The 20,360-nt window shown below is 72.0% G+C and carries 17 protein-coding genes; 10 read left to right on the top strand and 7 right to left on the bottom strand.

Annotated elements, in window-relative coordinates; genetic code table 11:
* Window positions 1-41: 41 nt before the first annotated feature.
* Together sdhD and sdhC are read right to left on the bottom strand one after the other, a co-directional pair.
* The gene (gene sdhD, locus AC5020_RS12735) at window positions 42-509 is read right to left on the bottom strand and encodes a succinate dehydrogenase, hydrophobic membrane anchor protein (protein ID WP_377019870.1); all 468 of its coding nucleotides are present in this window, start codon (window positions 507-509) and stop codon (window positions 42-44) included.
* Window positions 510-511: 2 nt separating this feature from the next.
* Entirely contained in the window at window positions 512-889 is a 378-nt protein-coding gene (gene sdhC / locus AC5020_RS12740; RefSeq protein ID WP_377019869.1) for a succinate dehydrogenase, cytochrome b556 subunit, read from the bottom strand.
* Window positions 890-1,168: 279 nt separating this feature from the next.
* Here sdhC and AC5020_RS12745 point away from each other — a divergent pair, with 279 nt between their 5' ends.
* From AC5020_RS12745 to AC5020_RS12780, 8 genes are all read left to right on the top strand, one after another.
* Entirely contained in the window at window positions 1,169-2,335 is a 1,167-nt protein-coding gene (locus tag AC5020_RS12745) for a mannose-1-phosphate guanylyltransferase (protein WP_464988576.1), read from the top strand.
* 29 nt (window positions 2,336-2,364) lie between these two features.
* On the top strand, window positions 2,365-3,606 hold the full coding sequence (locus tag AC5020_RS12750; protein WP_464988577.1) for a M20 family metallopeptidase: 1,242 nt from the start codon (window positions 2,365-2,367) through the stop codon (window positions 3,604-3,606).
* A 215-nt stretch (window positions 3,607-3,821) separates the two neighbouring features.
* Complete coding sequence (locus AC5020_RS12755) at window positions 3,822-4,940, top strand: BMP family lipoprotein (RefSeq protein ID WP_464988578.1); 1,119 nt, start codon at window positions 3,822-3,824, stop codon at window positions 4,938-4,940.
* A 124-nt stretch (window positions 4,941-5,064) separates the two neighbouring features.
* On the top strand, window positions 5,065-6,636 hold the full coding sequence (locus AC5020_RS12760; RefSeq protein ID WP_464988579.1) for an ABC transporter ATP-binding protein: 1,572 nt from the start codon (window positions 5,065-5,067) through the stop codon (window positions 6,634-6,636).
* Window positions 6,633-8,090, top strand: a complete 1,458-nt coding sequence (locus AC5020_RS12765) for an ABC transporter permease (protein ID WP_464988580.1) — start codon at window positions 6,633-6,635, stop codon at window positions 8,088-8,090. The genes AC5020_RS12760 and AC5020_RS12765 overlap by 4 nt, the downstream gene beginning before the upstream one ends.
* Complete coding sequence (locus tag AC5020_RS12770) at window positions 8,087-9,424, top strand: ABC transporter permease (RefSeq protein ID WP_464988581.1); 1,338 nt, start codon at window positions 8,087-8,089, stop codon at window positions 9,422-9,424. Before AC5020_RS12765 ends, AC5020_RS12770 begins: the two co-directional genes overlap by 4 nt.
* Before the next feature lie 57 nt (window positions 9,425-9,481).
* The gene (locus AC5020_RS12775; protein WP_377019862.1) at window positions 9,482-9,916 is read left to right on the top strand and encodes a cytidine deaminase; all 435 of its coding nucleotides are present in this window, start codon (window positions 9,482-9,484) and stop codon (window positions 9,914-9,916) included.
* The gene (locus AC5020_RS12780; RefSeq protein ID WP_464988582.1) at window positions 9,909-11,231 is read left to right on the top strand and encodes a thymidine phosphorylase; all 1,323 of its coding nucleotides are present in this window, start codon (window positions 9,909-9,911) and stop codon (window positions 11,229-11,231) included. The genes AC5020_RS12775 and AC5020_RS12780 overlap by 8 nt, the downstream gene beginning before the upstream one ends.
* 28 nt (window positions 11,232-11,259) lie before the next feature.
* Here the strand turns inward: AC5020_RS12780 and AC5020_RS12785 are convergent, their stop codons facing one another.
* The 3 genes from AC5020_RS12785 to AC5020_RS12795 all read right to left on the bottom strand — a co-directional run bounded on the left by AC5020_RS12785 (window position 11,260) and on the right by AC5020_RS12795 (window position 15,168).
* Window positions 11,260-12,336 (bottom strand): NUDIX domain-containing protein, encoded by a 1,077-nt coding sequence (locus tag AC5020_RS12785; RefSeq protein WP_464988583.1) that lies wholly within the window; start codon window positions 12,334-12,336, stop codon window positions 11,260-11,262.
* A gap of 96 nt (window positions 12,337-12,432) precedes the next feature.
* Window positions 12,433-13,506 carry a glycoside hydrolase family 113 protein gene (locus AC5020_RS12790; protein WP_464988584.1) on the bottom strand — a complete coding sequence of 358 codons (1,074 nt, stop codon included), beginning with the start codon at window positions 13,504-13,506 and terminating at the stop codon, window positions 12,433-12,435.
* A gap of 102 nt (window positions 13,507-13,608) precedes the next feature.
* On the bottom strand, window positions 13,609-15,168 hold the full coding sequence (locus tag AC5020_RS12795; protein ID WP_464988585.1) for an HNH endonuclease signature motif containing protein: 1,560 nt from the start codon (window positions 15,166-15,168) through the stop codon (window positions 13,609-13,611).
* A gap of 160 nt (window positions 15,169-15,328) precedes the next feature.
* Between AC5020_RS12795 and deoC the strand changes: the two genes are divergently transcribed.
* Complete coding sequence (gene deoC / locus AC5020_RS12800) at window positions 15,329-15,994, top strand: deoxyribose-phosphate aldolase (protein ID WP_377792907.1); 666 nt, start codon at window positions 15,329-15,331, stop codon at window positions 15,992-15,994.
* 30 nt (window positions 15,995-16,024) lie between these two features.
* On the opposite strand, the gene AC5020_RS12805 is transcribed toward deoC, so the two are convergent.
* Complete coding sequence (locus tag AC5020_RS12805; RefSeq protein ID WP_464988586.1) at window positions 16,025-17,812, bottom strand: phospho-sugar mutase; 1,788 nt, start codon at window positions 17,810-17,812, stop codon at window positions 16,025-16,027.
* Complete coding sequence (locus tag AC5020_RS12810) at window positions 17,809-18,663, bottom strand: purine-nucleoside phosphorylase (RefSeq protein WP_464988587.1); 855 nt, start codon at window positions 18,661-18,663, stop codon at window positions 17,809-17,811. Before AC5020_RS12810 ends, AC5020_RS12805 begins: the two co-directional genes overlap by 4 nt.
* A 79-nt stretch (window positions 18,664-18,742) precedes the next feature.
* Here AC5020_RS12810 and AC5020_RS12815 point away from each other — a divergent pair, with 79 nt between their 5' ends.
* Complete coding sequence (locus tag AC5020_RS12815) at window positions 18,743-20,206, top strand: NAD(P)H-quinone dehydrogenase (RefSeq protein ID WP_494564438.1); 1,464 nt, start codon at window positions 18,743-18,745, stop codon at window positions 20,204-20,206.
* Window positions 20,207-20,360 lie beyond the last annotated feature (154 nt).

A 20,360-nucleotide genomic window follows, 5' to 3' on the forward strand; every position in this document is an offset into this window, starting at 1 on the left:
CGGCGCGGCCGGGGGCCGGTCAGCTGCCGGCGGGCGCGGGCTCAGCCCTCGCAGATGGCGGGCAGCAGGCTCGGCTCGGCACCGGCGGGGCACGGATCGAAGGTGAAGATCACCAGCGTGCCCAGGATCAGCGTGACGACGACCGCGAAGTACAGCAGCCCCTTCAGGGTCAGCCGCAGCGTCGAGCTGCGCGCGTAGTCGCTGATGATGGTGCGCACGCCGTTGCCGCCGTGGAGCAGGCCCAGCCACAGCATCAGCAGGTCCCAGACCTGCCAGAACGGGTTGGTCCACTTGCCGGCGACGAACGCGAAGTCGATGCCCTTGACGCCGAGACCGAGCCAGAGGTTCACGAACAGGTGGCCGAAGATGAGGATGACCAGCAGCACGCCGGAGACGCGCATGAACAGCCACCACATCATCTCGGAGTTGATGCCGCGCTGACCGGTGCGCTGGTAGCGGGTGCTGGGATCCGGGATGGCGGTCGCGGAGGACGCGGGAGGAGTGGTCATGATCAGCCTCCGAACATGTGCATGAGGTGACGGGGGACGAAGCCGGCCATGAGCACGACCCAGAGGACCACGACGGCCCAGAACATGCCGCGCTGGTGAGCGGTGCCCTTCGCCCAGAAGTCCACGAGGATGATCCGCAGACCGTTGAGCGCGTGGAAGACGATCGCGCCGACCAGCCCCACCTCGCCGAGGCCGAACACGACGGTCTTGTAGTGACCGATCACCTCGTTGTACGCCTCGGGGGACACCCTGACCAGGGCGGTGTCCAGGACGTGCACGAGCAGGAACAGGAAGATGAGCATTCCCGAGATGCGGTGTGCGACCCAGGACCACATGCCCTCGCGACCGCGATAGAGCGTCCCGGATTGGGCGGATGCCACGGAGATCCTCCAGAAGCGTCGGACGGCGCCGGGAGGCGGGATGCATGGCCGCGGAGGTGCGGCGCGTGGGCGGCGGGGAACGGATCCCGGGCCGCCTGCGCGGAGTTCGGTGCGCCCGCGAGGGCGACCGTTTCACGACACGGCGACATCATCATCGCCCCCGACAGGGGCGTAGCCAGCCTAGCACTATGACGTGCACTTTCTGTGCACCGCAGGGGTGTCCGACGGCGTCGCGGGCCGCTCGCCCGGGCGCGATGCGGACCGCTATACGCTGGCCGTATGTGCCAGGTTCCCTTCGTTCCCGTGGTCCCGGCCGGCGGAGCCGGAACGCGACTGTGGCCGCTCTCACGTCACGCGCGCCCCAAGTTCCTGCTCGACCTGACCGGCAGCGGCGACTCGCTGCTGCAGCAGACCCTGCGGCGGCTCGCGCCGCTGGCCGATCGCGCCCCGATCGTCGTGACCGGGGCGGACCACGCGACCCAGGTGGCGCGCCAGATCGAGCAGCTCGGGCGGAGCGCGCCGGCCGCGGGCGGCGCGCGCGTGGTCGCCGAACCCGATCCGCGGAACTCCATGCCCGCGATCGCCCTGGCGGCGGCGCTCGTGGAGCGGGAGCAGCCCGATGCCGTGCTCGGCTCCTTCGCCGCGGATCACCTCATCACCGACCAGGACGCCTTCGCCCGCACGGTCGCCGCCGCGTGCCGCGCCGCCGAGCTCGGGTACCTGGTCACCCTCGGCATCGAGCCCACCCGCCCGGCGACCGGGTTCGGGTACATCGAGCAGGGGCCGGCGACCGACCCCGCCCTGCAGGCGGCCGGAGCGCACCCGGTCTCCCGCTTCGTGGAGAAGCCCGACGGGGCCCGGGCCGAGCAGTTCCTGGCCGCCGGCGGCTTCTTCTGGAACGCCGGCATGTTCGTCGTGCGTGCCCGGGTGCTGCTGGACGAGCTGGCCGCGCAGATCCCCGGTCTCGCCCGCGGTGCCCGGGAGATCGCCGCCGCCGACGGGACGGGGGAGTTCGACGAGGTCCTCGCCGGCGTGTGGCCCCGCATGACCAGCATCGCGATCGACCACGCCCTGGCCGAGCCGCTCGCGGCCGCCGGGAAGGTCGCCGTGGTCCCGGCACCGTTCGACTGGGACGACGTCGGCGACTTCGCGGCCCTGGCCCGGCAGCTGCGTCACGACGGACCCGGGGAGGGCCCGGCCGGGGAGGAAGACCCGGCCGGCGACGCCTCCGATGTCCGGGTGCTGGGAGGAGCGAGCGTGGACGCGATCTCCTCCACGGCGACCGTGTACGGTTCGACAGATCGCCACATCGCCTTGGTCGGGCTCAAGGGCGTCAGCATCGTCGACACCGAGGATGCTCTGCTGGTGCTCGCGGACGAGCAGGCCCAGTCCGTCGCGCAGCTCGTGGGCCGGCTCGGCGAGAACGGCTTCGGGCACCTGCGGTGAGGCAGCGGTGACAGAACAGGGGAGTACAGGTGGAGCAGTCTGAACAGGCGGCGGGCACGGCCCGGCAGTCCTCGGTGCTGGGCCCGGACGGACTCATCGCCCGGACGATCCAGGAGCACGCCGACGACCTGCGCGACGTGCGCCGGCATCTCCACCGCCACCCCGAGCTGTCCCACCAGGAGTACGGGACCACCGATGTCGTCGTCCGGCGGCTGTCGGACCTGGGGCTGAGCCCGCAGCGCATGCGCGGCACCGGCGCGATCTGCGACATCCCCGGCAGCGATCCCGATCTCCCGCTGGTCGCGCTGCGCGCGGACATGGACGCCCTGGGCATCCCGGAGCTGTCCACCGTCTCCTACCGCTCCACCGTCGAGGGCGTCTCCCACGCCTGCGGCCACGACGTCCATGTCAGCGCCGTCCTCGGCGCCGCCACCGCCCTGGTGCGGGTCGCCGAGGCGGGCGCTCTGCGCCGCGGGGTGCGGCTGATCTTCCAGCCCTCGGAGGAGCGCCATCCCTGCGGAGCGCTCGAGCTGATCGGTCAGGGCGTCCTGGAGGGGGTCGACTCGATCTTCGCGCTGCACTGCGACCCCGGGGTCGACGTCGGCCACATCGGCCTGAAGCCCGGCCCGATCACCTCGGCCACCGATCCGGTCACGATCCACGTGCGCGGCGCCGGCGGCCACACCTCCCGGCCGCACCTCACCCAGGATCTGGTCTACGCGCTCGGCTCGATCGCCACCCAGCTGCCGGCCGCTCTGACCCGCCGCATGGATCCCCGCTCGGGGGTGAACCTCACCTGGGGCAGCATCCACGCCGGCTCCGCCTTCAACGCGATCCCCAGCCACGGCACCCTCGAGGGGACGCTGCGCTGCCTGGACCACGACGCCTGGGACCGGGCCGAGGAGCTGCTGGAGACGGTGCTCGCCGACCTGGTGCGACCCTGGGGCGTCGAGGCGCGCGTGACCCATGACCGCGGCGTGCCGCCGGTCTCCAACTCGGCCTCCAGCGTGATGGTGCTCGGCGCGGCCGTGGCCGACGTGCTGGGCCGCGAGAACCTCGATCCCACCGCCCAGTCCCTGGGCGGGGAGGACTTCGCCTGGTACCTCGAGAAGGTCCCGGGGGCGCTCGCCCGGCTGGGCACGCGGACCCCCGGCGGGCGCACCTATGACCTCCACATGGGCGACCTGATGATCGACGAGCGCGCCATCGGCATCGGTGCCTCCGTGCTCGCCGGCGCGTGCGTGCGGCGGGACCTCGTCGGCGGGCCCTGACCCGCGGCCAGGCCGGAGAGTTTCCCGCCGATTCACCTCGAGGTCATACCGGCGTCATCCGCGTCGATTTCATAACGGTTGATGCACGGACCCCGCCCGGACCGCCCGCGCGGTCACGGCACGGCTAGGGTCCGAACCGGACCGAGACAGCGCTGTCGCCCGAGACCCGTGCCGGACCTGCCCGGCCCGACCCTGCATCCCCACCGGAGGAATCCATGAAGAGCATCACGCGTGCGCTCGCCCTGACCGGCGCCGGCGTCCTGACCCTCGCCGCGTGCGGCACCGCGCCCGAGGAGAGCGCCGGTGGCAGCGGCGGCAGCGACGGCGGAGGGGCCGCCAGCGACTACAAGGCCTGCATGGTCTCCGACTCCGGCGGCTGGGACGACAAGTCGTTCAACGAGTCCAGCTACAACGGCCTGCTGGCGGCCGAGGAGGACCTCGGCATCGAGAAGGCGACCGCGGAGTCGACCAGCGATGCGGACTTCGTGCCCAACATCAACAACATGGTCACCGAGGGCTGCGACCTCATCATCACGGTCGGGTTCCTGCTGGCCCCGGCCACCGGCGCCGCCGCCCAGGAGCACGAGGACATCAACTTCGCCACCGTCGACTCCACCGCCCAGGACGCCGACGGCAACCCGATCGAGCTGGAGAACGTCAAGCCGCTCGAGTTCAACACCGCCGAGGCCGCGTTCCTGGCCGGCTACCTCGCCGCCGGCACCACCGAGACCGGCAAGGTCGCCACCTACGGCGGCGTGGACCTGCCGACGGTCACCATCTTCATGGACGGCTTCGTCGACGGGGTCGCCCACTACAACGAGACCCACGACGCCGAGGTCGAGGCGCTGGGCTGGAACAAGGAGACCCAGGAGGGCTCCATCGTGGGCACCTTCGAGGACCAGTCCAAGGGCAAGGCCGTCTCCGACGAGTTCTACAGCGCCGGGGCGGACATCATCATGCCGGTCGCCGGGCCCGTGGGCGCCGGCACCCTCGCCTCCGCCAAGGAGGGTGAGGGCCGCATGGTGATCTGGGTCGACAGCGACGGCTACGAGACCAACTCCTCCGATCCCGAGGCCCAGTCGCGCATCCTCACCTCGGTCATGAAGGAGATGACCACCGCGACCGAGGACGTCATCACCGGCGCCGCCGAGGGGAGCTTCGACTCCACCCCGTACGTGGGCACCCTGGAGAACGGCGGCGTGGGCCTGGCGCCGTACCACGACTTCGAGGACGAGGTCCCCGAGGAGCTGACCAGCGAGATCGAGGCCCTCACGCAGGACATCATCGACGGCACCGTGGTGGTCGAGTCCGCGGCGACGCCCGAGGGCGCCTGACCCGCTGATCCTCACGTGACCAGCCCGACGCAGGCGGTCCCCGCACCGGTGGGCGGGGACCGCCTGTGATGCCCCTTGATCTCCCGGCCGATGTCCACGGCCGGCGCCGACGGAAGCGAATGCTGTGAAGCTCGAACTGCGCGGGATCACGAAGACCTTCGGGTCGCTCGTGGCCAACGACGCCATCGACCTGGTCGTCGAACCGGGGGAGATCCACTCCCTGCTCGGCGAGAACGGGGCCGGCAAGTCGACCCTGATGAACGTGCTGTACGGGCTCTATCGCCCCGACGGCGGGCAGATCCTCGTGGACGGGTCCCCGGTGAGCTTCTCCGACCCCGGGGACGCCATGGCCGCGGGCATCGGGATGGTCCACCAGCACTTCATGCTGGTCCCCGTCTTCACCGTCGCCGAGAACGTCGTCCTCGGCCACGAACCCACCTCGGGCGGTCTGCTCGACCTCGCCGCCGCGCGGCAGCTGGTGCGCGAGATCTCCGCCCGCTTCGACTTCGACCTCGATCCCGACGCGCTGGTCGAGGACCTCCCCGTCGGAGCCCAGCAGCGCGTGGAGATCATCAAGGCCCTCAGCCGGCGCGCCGAGGTGCTCGTGCTGGACGAGCCCACCGCCGTGCTCACCCCGCAGGAGACCGACGAGTTGATGGGGATCATGCGCCAGCTGAGCGAGGAGGGCACCTCGATCGTCTTCATCACCCACAAGCTGCGCGAGGTCAAAGCCGTCTCCGACCGCATCACGGTCATCCGCCGCGGCGCGGTCGTCGGCGAAGCCGACCCGTCGGCCGACCAGGCGCAGCTCGCCTCGCTGATGGTGGGCCGCCAGGTCTCCCTCGCCCAGGACAAGACCGAGGCCGCGGCCGGGGAGGTCGCCCTGGCGGTGAGGAACCTGCGAGTCAGCGACGCGGCCGGCAACCGGACCCTGGACGGGGTCTCCTTCGACGTCCGCCACGGCGAGGTGCTCGCGATCGCCGGCGTCCAGGGCAACGGGCAGACGGAGCTGACCGAGGCGCTGCTCGGCCTGCAGCACAGCGTGCACGGATCCGCGCGGCTCGAGGGGCGGGAGCTCGTCGGCCGCAGCACCAAGCAGGTGCTCGACGCGGGCGTCGGCTTCGTCCCGGAGGACCGCACCCACGACGCCCTGGTGCCGGACTTCTCCGTCGCCGAGAACCTCGTGCTGGACCAGCACGACCGCGCCCCGTTCGGCTCGGCCCTGGCGATGTCCCCGAAGGCCGTGCGCGAGAACGCGAAGTCGCTGATCCCCGAGTTCGACGTGCGCACCGAATCGGCCGATTCCGCGGTCTCCACGCTCTCCGGCGGCAACCAGCAGAAGGTCGTGATGGCCCGCGCCCTCCACCGTGAGCTCGCGCTGCTGATCGCCTCCCAGCCCACCCGCGGGGTCGACGTCGGCTCCATCGAGTTCCTCCACCGTCGGATCCTCGACGAGCGCGACAAGGGCACGCCCGTGGTGATCGTCTCGACCGAGCTCGACGAGGTCGTCCAGCTCGCCGACCGCATCGCCGTCATGTACCGCGGCTCGATCCTCGGGATCGTCGCCGGCGACGAGGACCGCGACGTGCTCGGCCTGATGATGGCCGGCTACACCGTCGAGGCCGCCCGCGAGGCCGTCGCCGCCGGGGCCCGCACCACCGACTCGGAGCTCGCCGACGAAGGAGAGATCGTATGAGCACCCTCGCCCCCGAGGGCACCGCACCGGGCGTCGGCTCCGGCGGTGAGCCCACTCCTCCGCCGCCCGAGCAGGAGGCCGAGGCCCGCTGGACCAGGCTGGTCCAGTCCATCGCCCGCGGCGACACGCTCGTGGTGGTGATGAGCTTCGTCCTCGCCTTCCTCGTCGGTTCGGTGTTCATCGTCATCGCCGACCAGGAGGTGCGCGCCACCCTGGGGTACTTCGTCGACCGGCCCTCCGACGCCCTCATCGCCATCTGGCAGTCCGTCACCCAGGCCTACGGGGCGATGTTCCGCGGCGCCGTGTTCGACGGCCCCAGGTTCGCCGACGTCGCCTCGGACCTGCGCGAGGCCGGCGGCACCGGCACGTACGTCCTGTTCCCGGCGCTGGCCGCGGGTCTGCGTCCGCTGACGGAGACCCTGACCGTGGCGACCCCGCTGATCATCGCCGCCGCCGGCATGGCCGTCAGCTTCCGCGCGGGACTGTTCAACATCGGCGGCACCGGACAGCTCATCGTGGGCGCCATGGCCGCCGGCTACATCGGCTTCACGTGGGACCTGCCGATCGTGATCCACCTGCTGGTGGCGCTGCTGGCCGGCGTTCTCGCCGGAGCCCTGTGGGGCGGTATCGCCGGTTTCCTCAAGGCCCGCTTCGGCGCCAACGAGGTCATCAGCACCATCATGTTGAACTGGATCGCTACGTATCTGCTGGCCTACGCCATGAAGACGGCCGCGTTCACCGGAGCCAACCAGGCGCAGCCCACCTCGCCGTCGATCGCGGATTCGGCGCAGCTGCCGTCCCTGCTGGGTTCGGCGTTCCGTCTCCATGCCGGCCTGTTCCTGGCCGCCGGGGCCGCGGTCGCCCTGTGGTGGCTGATGAGCCGCTCGACCCTCGGGTTCCGGTTCCGCGCCGTGGGGTCGAACCCGCGCGCCGCCCAGGTCGCCGGCATCTCCCCGGCCCGCACCTCGTTCCTGGTGCTGGCCGTCGCCGGTGCTCTGGTCGGACTGGCCGGTGCCGTGCACGTGCTGGGCACCGAGAAGCGGCTGTCCGAGGGGGTCGCCGGCAACATCGGGTTCGATGCCATCACCGTGGCGCTGCTGGGTCGCTCGGGCCCGGTGGGGATCGTCCTGGCCGGGCTGCTGTTCGCCGGGCTGTCCACGGGGGGCCAGTTCATGGACAGCAACCAGAACGTGCCGCAGGAGCTCGTGCAGGTGATCCAGGTGCTCGTGGTGCTGTTCATCGCGGCGCCGCCGCTGGTGCGCACCCTGATCGGCCTGAGGGGCGTGGACGATCCCTCGGCGGGCTCGCGCCGGCGCCGGCGCGCTCGTACTGCCCCCAGCGACCCGCCCGGCGCAGCGCCGGCGGCGGCATCGCCCGCGCCCCCGCCCGGGGCCGACCCGCCCCGCGAGCACGGACCCGGCCATCGAGACGACGCGCAGGGAGAGGAACGATGACCGCTGCACCCGCCGTCGTGCCCGACGGGACCGAGACCACCGCGGAGGCCGACGACCGTCGCCCCGACAACTGGTGGCACCTGCCGGCCGCCACCACCGTCCTGGGACTGATCGCCCTGGTCGTGTTCGGTCTGCGCGGGATCCCCGGTGCCGAGTCGACCTTCGCCCTCGCCCGTGAGGGCGACCTGAACCCGCTGGGCATCGTGCCCGAGCGCGTCACCGTCCCCTCTATGCCGGCCGCCATCGGGCTGTCCGTGGTCGCACTGCTCGCCTCGGCCGCCCTGTGGTCGCTGCACGCCCGCAGCGCCCGGCCGTCGGCCCGGGTGCGCGGCGGGCTGGTGGCCGTCTTCGCGCTCGCCTGGGTTCTCGCCTTCCTGACCTGGGTGATCTCGCAGCGGCTGCTGGATGTGACCTCCCTGCTGCAGGGCACCCTGATCCTGGCCGTGCCGCTCGCCTTCGGCGCCTTCTCCGGGGTGCTGTCCGAGCGTTCCGGCGTCATCAATATCGCGATCGAGGGACAGCTGCTCTTCGGCGCGTTCGGGGCCGCCCTGGTCGGCTCGCTCGCCGGGAACGTCTGGGTGGGCCTGGCAGCGGCCCCGATCATGGCGCTGCTGATGGGAGCCCTGCTGGCACTGTTCGCCGTCGGCTACCGGGTCCAGCAGATCATCGTCGGCGTGGTCCTGAACGTCCTGGCCATCGGCCTGACCTCGTTCTTCGCCGGCACCGTCATGGACCAGAACCCCGGCCGGTTCAACTCGCCGCTGAAGCTGCCCACGCTGCGGATCCCCCTGCTGGCGGACATCCCCGTCGTCGGCCGGGTCCTGTTCGAGCAGAACGTGCTGGTCTACCTGATGTGGATCATCGTGGCAGGTCTGACCGTGGCCCTGTTCCGCACCCGCTGGGGCCTGCGCGTGCGAGCGGTCGGCGAGCACCCGCGCGCCGCCGACACCGTCGGCATCCCCGTCAACCGCACCCGGTGGTCCAATGTGCTGCTCGGCTCCGCCGTCGCGGGTCTGGGCGGCGCCACACTGACGATCGGCACCGGTGTCGCCTTCGGCGAGGAGATGTCCGACGGGAAGGGGTACATCGCCCTGGCCGCGATGATCCTCGGCCGCTACCACCCCGTCGGCGCCCTGCTCGCGGCACTGACCTTCGCCTTCGCCGACTCCCTGCAGCTGCGGCTGGGCACCCTCGCGGCCGCGGAGGGCGGGGTCTCCATCCCCGGCGACTTCCTGCTCATGCTTCCGTACGTGGTCACCCTGTTCGCCGTCGCCGGCATCGTCGGCAGAGTGCGCGTGCCCGCCGCCAACGGCACCCCGTACGTCAAGCAATGAGACTGCCGGCGCTGTGACAGGCTGGGGCCCTGATCGGCACATCGGCAAGGAGGAACGATGACGGGGTCTGCTGTCCGGGTCGATGCACCCGGAGCGCCATTCACGCAGCTGCTCGAGGTGGCGCGGGACATAGCCTCACGCGCCTACGCGCCGTACTCGGGCTACCACGTGGGAGCCGCCGCGCTGGTCGACGACGGGCGCACGGTCTCCGGCTGCAACGTGGAGAACGCCGGGTACGGCGTCACCCTGTGCGCCGAATGCGGCCTGGTCGGTGACCTCATCGCCGGAGGGGGCGGCAAGCTGGTCGCCTTCACGTGCGTCAACGGCGCCGGCGAGGTGATCATGCCGTGCGGCCGCTGCCGCCAGCTGCTGTCCGAGCACGCCGCGGCGAGCATGGAGATCCTCACCCCGCAGGGCGTGCTCGGCATGGACGCCGTGCTGCCGCAGGCCTTCGGCCCCCACGACCTCGAGGAGACACGAGCACATGACTGATCGCGCCGACCGCAACGAGAACACCGGCGTCGAGCCCTTCGACGTCGTCGACATCATCCGCACCAAACGCGACGGCGGGGTGCTGGAGGACGAGCGCATCGACTGGGTCATCGACGCCTACACCCGCGGCGTCGTCGCCGAGGAACAGATGGCGGCCCTGGCCATGGCGATCTTCGTGCGCGGGATGGAGCGGGGCGAGATCGCCCGGTGGACCCGCGCGATGATCGCCAGCGGTGAGCGGATGGACTTCCAGGCGCTGTCCAAGCCCACCACCGACAAGCACTCCACCGGCGGCGTGGGGGACAAGATCACGCTGCCCCTGGCCCCGTTGGTCGCGTCCTACGGGGTGGCGGTGCCGCAGCTGTCCGGTCGCGGGCTGGGCCACACCGGAGGCACGCTCGACAAGCTCGAAGCCATCCCCGGATGGCGCGCGGACCTCACGGCTGGGGAGATGATGTCGCAGCTGGAGAGCGCCGGTGCCGTCATCTGCGCCGCCGGCTCCGGGCTGGCCCCGGCGGACAAGAAGCTCTACGCCCTCCGCGACGTCACCGGCACCGTCGAGTCGATCCCGCTGATCGCCAGCTCCATCATGTCCAAGAAGATCGCCGAGGGCACCGCTGCGCTCACGCTCGACGTCAAGACCGGGGCCGGCGCCTTCATGCGCGAGGAGTCCGACGCCCGCGAGCTCGCCCGCACCATGGTCGAGCTCGGCACCGACGCCGGCGTGCACACGGTCGCCCTGCTGACCGACATGTCCGCGCCGCTGGGCCGGACCGCGGGCAACGCCCTGGAGGTGCGTGAGTCCCTCGACGTTCTCGCCGGCGGGGGACCGGCCGACGTGGTCGAGCTGACCTGCGCCCTCGCCCGCGAGATGCTCGCCGCCGCCGGGGTCCACGACGCCGACGTCGAGGCCGCGCTCGCCGACGGACGCGCCATGGACTCGTGGCGAGCGATGATCTCCGCCCAGGGCGGTGACGTCGACGCACCGCTGCCGGAGGCGAAGCATGTCGAGGAGTTCCGGGCTCGCGAGGACGGCGTGGTGACGGGCCTGGACGCGATGGGCGTGGGCGTCGCGGCGTGGCGTCTGGGAGCGGGGCGCTCGCGTCCGGGGGAGGCCGTCCAGGCCGCCGCGGGAGTGGAGATCACCGCCCACATCGGGGACAGGGTGCAGGCCGGGGACGTCCTGGCGCGCCTGCACACCGACACCCCGGAACGTGTCGCCCGGGCCGTCGAGGCGATCGAGGGGTCCTGGACGATGTACCCCTCCGGGGAGCCGGTGCCGTCGCGCAGCATCGTCAAGGACCGCATCGCCTGAGCGAGCCGTACAACCACAACCACGCGGGTCAGCGCGCTCGAGGTGGGAGCTTTCGCAGCGCAGGCAGGATGTGATCGGCCATCAGCGGCGCCAGCCGAGTACCGGTTCCCGGCTCATCGACCCCGAACCAGCGGTGGCCGTCGATCTCAGCGCGCACGGTCAGCGGCTCCGGCAGAGGCGTGCGGGCGACGAACACCGTCGAGCGCACGATGGTGTTCGGCTCGTTCGCGGCGACGGCCTCGAACTCGCCGAGCAGCTCGAGCTCGGCCGGATCCAGGCGGACGTCGAGCTCCTCCTCGACCTCCCGCGCAGCTGCTTCGAGTGCCGATTCGCCCGGCTCCAGCTTGCCTCCGACCTGCATGTACGAACCGGTGCCGCGCTTGCGCACCGCCAGCACCTCGGTGCCGCGGGAGCCCTCGCGCAGGAAGCTCACGGCGGTGATGCGCAGGAGGTCGGTCGGCTGGCCGAGGCGTCGCTGGCTGATCTCCGCGGTGGCCATCTCCGTCAGCCGATGCAGGTGGCGCGTGCCTGCCCGTAGACCTTCCGGGCGCATGCCCGCGCGGATCCACCCCTGCACCTGGCCGGGCTGCTCGCGCGCCAGTGCCCAGCCCCGGCGCAGCAGCGTCGCGGGCGGCTTGCGGTTCTCCCGCAGATCCCGGACCAGTCGCAGCGTGAACACGAGCGGCACGGGGCGGTGCAGCACGATCGCATCGGCGAGCAGCCCGGCGGCGGCGAGCGGTGCGATCAGCTCGGCGGCGAAGATCCCTTCCGCGATGATCAGGGGTGCGTCACCCGCGTCGACCCGTCCGGTCCCCACCCGCCGAGACTCGGAGATCGAATAGACGGGCACCTCCGCAGTGCCGTCGTGAGCGAGCGCCGTGAGGGCATCGAGGGCCGCGCCGGCATCCCACGAGGCGGGGTCGTCCCAGTCCACGATCCCGAATCGATGCGGCAGGCCGGGGGCGTCGGCCTCGCAGTAGAAGTCGTCCAGGCTCAGCACCGGCAACCCGGAGCGGCGGGACATCTCGCCCTTCCCGCTGCCGGAGGGACCGGCGAGCAGCACGATGCGTCGCGGCGGGCGAGGGCGGGAGGCGGGTTCGGTCACGGGCGACGAGTCTAGGCGCTCGAGGGGCCGGATCCGGGGCCGACGGGCAGTTCGGGCGGTGGTGAGGCGAACCGCTCACGTGCGCTCGGGGAGGGGTCAGCTCAGTCCGCGATCCAGCAGCATGTTGTAGGCGGCCTTGGCGGAGCCGGACTCGGTCATCACCCCGAAAGTCTCCTCGCTCTGGTCCCGGGCGGAGCGGTCCCGCAGCTGGTAGAAGAAGACATCGGTCAGTTCATCGCCGGCACCCCCGAGCACGTCGAGGAAGGTCGCGTAATGCTCCGCCTGCTCCTGCTGGGTGCTGCAGATCGAGCACGTGGGATCTCCGAGCTCACCGATGGCGACGGGTTTGCCGTATGTGCTGTGCAGCCTTGCGATCCGGTCGACGAGGCCGCCCAGAGTCTCGGCCCCGGTATCGGCCCAATCGATGTAGGCGTCCACGGTGAGCAGATCCAGGGTCGGAGCGAGGACGGTGAGCACCTGGTGCCATCGGTCCTCGATGTCGTCGCCCACCGGCCAGCCGTAGAGATTCGTGGTGATCTGCACGTCCCGGGAGTGGGCGCGGAAGATCCGGCCGGCCTCTGTGATGCGAGACGCCAGCTCCCTGAGGTACGCGGCGGGGGGACGGTCGCCCACCGCCTCGTAGCGCCGGTAATGCAGCGCGTCGGCCTCGTTGAAGACCTGGATCTGCTGGACCTGTGCTGCGAAGCGCACGGCCAAGCCTTCCCACCAGGCGGTGGTCTTCGACAGCCAGCGATCCTCGCCCGCGTCGGGGACGTCGTAGTGGTTGATCACCATGAGGCACACGCGGAGCCCGGCGTCCGCGGCGGCGGCCAGGATTCGGTGCATCTCGGCGACGGCGCTCTCGTTCCAGATGAGGTCGTCATCGGGGCCGTCGAAGGTCTCCAGGAGGGTCCCGCTCCCGGCGTTGAGCCGGACACCGGATCCGCCCAGAGCCGACACCTCCGCGACGTCCTCGAGCACCCGCTCCACCGACGACCCCTCGCCCTCGGGCCCGAGGGAGCCGATCGTGAAGCCGAAGCGACCCGCGGACGATGACGGCTCGCCGCCGGCGGTGATGGACGACGTCGCGGCGAGAGTGCCGAGGGCCGCCACGCCTGTGACGCCGAGCGCTGCGGAGGTGAGGACGGTTCGACGACGGGGGACGCTCATGGTCGGAAGCTCTCGAGAGGCCAGTTCGGCGTCGTGCTGGGGCCGTCGCGACGAGTACCGGCTGCCGTTCGCAACCCCACCGGAAATGTACACCGGCCTGGGTCACGCTGCGAGGGTGACGACGTTCTGGCACAACGCATCGACGCATTCCGACAAGCTGAACCCCTGCCCGCCGGTCCGCGCCGCGATCCGGCGGGGATCTGCAGAGCCTGGTGGCGGAGTGTCGTGACCGTCGTCCTTCCCGGCTTCGGCGGCCTCGCCGGCCTCATCGTCCTGGACGCCGGGCGACGGCCTGGTCCGGACTCTCTCGAGCATGGCGGGCCAGCGTGCCTGTACCGGTCGGTCTTCGGCGTCCACCACCGTGAAGTGCGAGAGGCCGGCAGTTGATGCCGGAAGCGGCTGGAGGCGGAGCCCGCCTTCGTGGACGATGACGTGGTGGCGCCGGCACAGCAGCGCGAGTCCTTCTATATCGGTGCGGCCGCCCTCGGACCAGGGCGTCACGTGGTGAGCGTCCAGATGCCTGCTCTGGTGGCAGCCGGGGAACACGCAGGTCTCGTCCCGCAGCCTCAGGGCACGACGTTGGGCGCGGGAGGCGAGTCGGCGCGACCGGCCCAGATGGAGGACCTCGCCGGTCGTGTCGGTGATGGCGACGGAGACCTTGCCGGTGCAGGCAAGACGCTCCGCGGTGCGGGTCTCGAGCGGACCGCCGCCGGTCGTGCTGCACCGCTGGGACGTTCCCGCGGGAACGTCACGGCTCAGGGCGTCGGCGCTGACCTGGACCACCACCACATGTCGGTCCTCCCCGGAGCGGTCGTCGGGCGCCGCGGCGAGATAACCCCGCGCCACGTCGAGCAGCGCATCGGCGCGGCGCTGTTCGAGAGTGGCCGTGGTGGTCACCTCCGCATCGGCACGGTCGGTGCTGGTCGGTTCGCCGGAGGGCTGACCCGCACCAGTCGGCGGGACATTCCGTGCATGCGGCGTCACCGTCGTGGCGGCCGGCGCGTCATCGTGCCCGTCCCGGGCCATGGCCAGCTCCAGCGCGGTGGTCACCTCGGCGCCGACCTCTGCCGGCAGCACGGCCCGCAGTTCGACCATGCCATCGTCCCGGGTCCGCCAGCGCGCCTCGCGGATCGTCTCCTGGTCCAGTCGGCTCCCATCAGCCGCTCGGAAGGAGGAGATGGCGCGGGCGAGCTGAGAGGCCGTGGAGTCGCGGGCGAGCTCGACCAAGGCGTCCTCGTCGATGCGCCCGGCGACCCGGGTCATCTCGCGCACCTTGGAGAACGAGAGCCGTCCGGCACGGAACTCCCCGAGAGTTCGCGGCATCGTGGGCAGAACCCGCGCGATCCGCACGTGCTCGCGGGCGGTCCCGGCCGACATCGAACATGCCCACGCCAACCAGTGCGCCGTCGACTTCAGGCCGACGAACCAGCTCAGCCCGCCGCGGGCGTCGAACTCACCGACCATGAGCAGCAGCTCGCAGGTGGCCTCGGCGATGCGGGCCGCCTGGTCCTGGATACGGGACCCGAGACGTTCGGCATCGGTGCGGGACAGCGGGCCGTCCGGTACGGAGGGCGGGCCCGGTGCTGCGTGCTCGGCGGATGGCGCGGCCGCCCTCTCTGCGCTGAGGCGGCCCGGCGGCGTGGACGGCGGGGCGAGGGACATCGTGACCTCCCGGTCGGGGAACGGGTGTTCGACCAGCCGACCAGGATCCGGTGCCGCGCACCAGGCGCCGCGGCGACATGTGGACACCAGCGCGTTGTGGAGGAATGGGTGCGGGTGCCCGTGGATGCGCGGGGACCGGCCGGTCTGCCAAGATCAGCGCATGACGAATCTCGACCGCGACCAGCTCGCCGCACTCATCGATCACACCCTGCTGAAGCCCGAGGCCACGCCGGCCGATGTCACCGCACTGCTGCGCGAGGCCGAGGATCTCGGCACCTACTCGGTGTGCATCTCGCCGTCGATGCTGCCGGTGCGGACCACCGTGAAGGTGGCGACCGTGTGCGGGTTCCCCTCCGGTCAGCATGCCCCCTCGATCAAGGCGGCCGAAGCGGCCGACTCCGTCGAGAAGGGAGCCGACGAGGTCGACATGGTCCTCAACGTCGGACTCGCCCGTGCCGGGGAGTTCGCCGCCGTCGAGGACGAGATCCGCCAGGTCCGCGCCGCCGCGCCGCAGCCCGTCGTGCTGAAGGTGATCATCGAATCGGCAGCGCTCACCGACGAGCAGATCGTCGCGGTGTGCGAGGCCGCCGAGCGGGCCGGCGCCGATTTCGTGAAGACCTCGACCGGGTTCCACCCCGCCGGTGGGGCCAGCGAGGAAGCCGTCGCCCTGATGCGGCGCACCGTCGGCGACCGGCTCGGGGTCAAGGCCTCCGGCGGGATCCGCACCCGCGAGGCCGCCGAGGCGATGGTCGCCGCGGGCGCGAGCCGGCTGGGACTGTCCTCATCGCGCGCAGTGCTCGAGGGCGGCACCGGCACCGGCTACTGAGCCGGGGCGCGAGGTGACGACCGGCTGGGCTCAGGCCTGGCCCAGAGCCTCCCTCAGCTCGTCCTTCAGGGCCCCGAGCCGATCGGCGGCGCGACTCCGGATCGCGCCCAGCTGGTCCGGGGACGTTCCCGCGGGAACGCTTTCTGCGACCTCGAGGTAGCACTTCAGCTTCGGCTCGGTGCCCGAGGGACGCACGACCACGCGAGTGTCGTCCTCGCTGAGAAGCAGCATGCCCTCCGTCGGCGGCAGGCCGGTCGTCTCGACGGATCCCGCGGAGAGATCCTGGGTCTCGACCACGGACGCCCCGAGCAGCTGAGCCGGCGGCGCGGTGCGCAGCTGCTGCATCATCACGGAGATCTCGGTGAGGTCCTCGACGCGGATCGAGAGCTGCGCGGTGGAGTACAGGCCGTGCCGCTGCGCGAGCTCATCGAGCCTGCCCACCAGCGTGGTGCCCTCCGCGCGAGCCAGCGCCGCCATCTCGGCGACCATCAGCGCCGTGGAGAGTCCGTCCTTGTCGCGCACCACGTCCGGCAGCACGCAGTACCCGATGGCCTCCTCGTAGCCGAAGACGATGCCCGGTGCGCGGGAGATCCACTTGAAACCGGTCAGCGTGGTGGCCGGCTCGAGCGTGGCCGGCTGGGTCGTAGCCGTCTGCAGCGCGGAACCGGCTCCCTGCACCACGCGGTCCAGCCAGCGGCTGGAGACGATCGACCGGGCGAAGACGCCGCGGTACTCGTGCCGGCGGATCAGGTGGTCACCGAGCAGCACGCCCAGCTCGTCGCCGGTGAGCATCCGCCAGGCGTCCAGATGCGGATCGAGCACCGCGGCGGCGCAGCGGTCCGCATCGGGGTCATTGGCGATCACCACGTCGGCCTCGACGGATCGGGCCAGCTCCAGGGCCAGATCGATCGCGCCGGGCTCCTCGGGATTGGGGAAGGCCACGGTGGGGAAGTCCGGATCGGGGTCGGCCTGCTCGGCGACGGTGTGGACCTCCGCGAACCCGCTGCGGTGCAGGGCGGCGAGCGCGGTCTCCGTGCCCACGCCGTGCATCGCGGTGTGCACGATGCGCACCTCTCGTGGTCCCTCCAGATCGGGCAGGGTGCAGATCGCCGCGAGGTAGTCCTCACGCAGCTGCTCGCCCAGCAGCTCCCAGCCGGACCCGGCGACGGGGATCTCACGAACGGGGCCGACGGCAGCGATGCGGGCGGCGATCTGCTCGTCCGACGGCGGCACGATCTGAACGCCCCGACCGCCTGCCGCCGCGGCGCGGCCGCCGAGGTAGACCTTGTAGCCGTTGTCCGCAGGCGGATTGTGGGAGGCGGTGACGACGATGCCGGCGTCGGCCTCGAGGTGGCGGACGGCGAAGGCGACCAGCGGGGTGGGGCCGAAGCGGTCCAGCAGCTGGACGCGGGCGCCGGCAGCGGTGAGGATCGCCGCCGAGCGGTGGGCGAAGTCCTGGGAGTTGTAGCGCGCGTCGTAGCCGATCACCACCAGCGGCCGGTCGAGACCGAGGTCGCCGATGAGGTGGTCGGCCAGGCCGCGGGCGGCCCGGGAGACGACGGCGAGGTTCATGCGGTTCGGGCCGGGGCCCATGCGGCCGCGCAGGCCGGCGGTGCCGAACTGGAGATCCCCGGCGAAGGCGTCGGTCAGCTCGTCGAGGACCGAGCCGGCGGCGGACTCGTCGTCGGCCGCCGCCTCGTCATCACCCGACACCTGCTCGAGCAGGGAGGTGAGGGCGGCCCGGGTGGCCGGGTCCGGGTCGTCCGCGATCCAGTCCTCGATGCGCGAGCGCAGCGCGGGGTCGAGGCGGGGAGTCATCGCGCCGTCGCCCCGTCGTCGCCCCCGGCTGGTGCACCGGTGAGGCGGCGGACGGTCTCGGCCAGCAGCCGGGAGATCCGGGGACCCGCGTCACGGCCGGCCTCGAGGACCTCCTCGTGGCTGAGCGCCTCCGGGCTGATCCCGGCGGCGAGGTTGGTGACCAGGGAGATGCCGAGCACGTCCATCCCGGCCTCGCGGGCGGCGATGGCCTCGAGGGCGGTGGACATGCCGACCAGGCTCGCGCCGATGGCCTTTGCCATCTGCACTTCGGCCGGGGTCTCGTACGTCGGTCCCGGGAACTGCATGTAGACGCCCTCGTCGAGCGAGGGGTCGACCTCGCGGGCGATCTCGCGCAGGGCGGGCGTGTACAGGTCGGTGAGGTCGAGGAAGTTGGCGCCCTCGAGCGGGGTGGTGCCGGTGAAGTTGATCTGATCCGAGATCAGCACCGGGGTGCCGGGGGACCAGTCCGGATTGATACCGCCGCAGCCGTTGGTCAGGACCATGGTGCGGGCACCGGTGGCGGCGGCGGTGCGCACGCCGTGGACGACCGCGTCCACGCCGGCGCCCTCGTAGAAGTGGGTGCGGGCGCCGAGCACGAGGGCACGGGCGCCGCTGCCCTCGACCCGGATCGAGCGCAGGGTGCCGATGTGGCCGGCCACGGCGGGGGGCCGGAAGCCGGGAACGGTGGTGGCGTCGGCCTGCCACACCGTCTCACCGAGCAGGTCCGCGGCGCCGGCCCACCCGGAGCCCAGCACCAGGGCGAGGTCGTGGGAGGGGACACCGCTGGCCTCGGCGATCGCAGCAGCGGCGTCGCGGGCGAGCAGATACGGGTCAGGGGCGGATTCCGTCATGGATCGAAGGTAACGCAGGCGCTCCCTCGTCCGCGCCCGATCGTGCCCCGCAGAAGGCGTCGTGCCCCACAATGGAGAGGTGAGCGATCCCAGCACCGCCCTCCCGTCGGACCCCCACCGTCTGCCCAGCGCCGGGGACCGCCCGCGCGTGGTGATCATCGGCGGCGGCCCCGGCGGGTACGAGGCGGCCCTGGCGGCGGCCCGGCGCGGTGCGGAGACGGTGCTCATCGAGGAGCGCGGCCTCGGCGGCGCCGCCGTCCTGACCGACGTGGTGCCCTCCAAGACCCTCATCGCCACGGCCGATGTGCTGGACGTGGTCGCCGGCTCACACGGCCTCGGGATCCGCGACGCCGACACCGGCTCCGCCCCCACCGCACAGACCCTCAACGTCGACCTCGCCGCCGTCAACGCCCGGGTCAAGCGGCTCGCCGCCGCACAGTCCGCCGACATCCGCTCCAGCCTGAGCGAGGCCGGCGCCCGGATCCTCGAGGGCCGCGGACGCCTGGCCGGCCCCGAGACGGTCGAGGTCCTCGACGGCGAAGGGGGCGTCAGCGCGAGCCTGCACGCCGACGTGGTGCTGCTGGCCGTCGGCGCCCGCCCCCGCGAGCTCGACTCGGATCCGTGCGACGGCGAGCGGGTGCTGAACTGGACGCAGCTGTACGAGCTCGAGCATCTGCCCGAGCACCTGATCGTGGTCGGCTCCGGCGTCACCGGCGCCGAGTTCGCCAGCGCGTACCGGGCGCTCGGCAGCGAGGTCACCCTGGTCTCCTCCCGCGAGAAGGTCCTGCCGGGGACGGACCCCGACGCCGCCGACGTGCTCGAGGACGCCTTCGCCCGTCGCGGGGTGAGCGTGCGCTCCCGGTCGCGGGCGGCCTCCGCCTGTCGCCGGGGCGACGGAGTCGTGGTGACGCTGACCTCCGGCGAGGAGATCACCGGCAGCCACGCGCTGATGGCCCTCGGCGGGATCCCCCGCACCGGCGACCTCGGGCTGGAGGAGGCGGGCGTGCGCATCACCGAGCGCGGTCACATCGAGACCGACCGGGTCTCCCGCACCTCGGTGCGCGGGGTGTACGCGGCGGGGGACTGCACCGGCGTGTACCCGTTGGCCTCGGTCGCGGCCATGCAGGGACGGATCGCGATGCACCACGCGCTCGGCGAGGCGGTCTCCCCGCTGATCGCCGCCCAGGTGTCCTCGGCCGTGTTCACCAGCCCCGAGATCGCCACCGTCGGCGTCAGCGAGCAGGACGTGGCCGAGGGGGTGATCTCCGGCGAGGTGCTCGTGCTGGGGCTGGACACCAACCCGCGCGCGAAGATGCAGGGCATCTCCGAGGGGTTCGTGAAGCTGATCGTGCGCCCCGGCTCGCACACCGTGATCGGCGCCGTCGTGGTCGCCCCGCGCGCCAGCGAGCTGATCCTTCCCTACACGCTCGCCGTCGCCCATCGGCTCACCGCCGAGCAGGTCGCGGGGACGTTCACCGTCTACCCCTCGCTGGCCGGGTCGCTGGCCGAGGTGGCGCGGCGGCTCGACGGCGCGGACGACTGACGCGCAGCGGCGTCGAGCCGGCCGGGTCTCAGACGCTATGAGGGTGGCGGGGTTGAGAGGTCTTGTGGCCCAGGGCCCCGCTATGAAGACTCGTGGATCACCCTGGTCGATGGGCGGCCGGGGTGCGCACATTCGTAGGAGGCCCTGGTGTTCA

This window comes from Brachybacterium sp. SYSU DS0246, assembly GCF_059391765.1.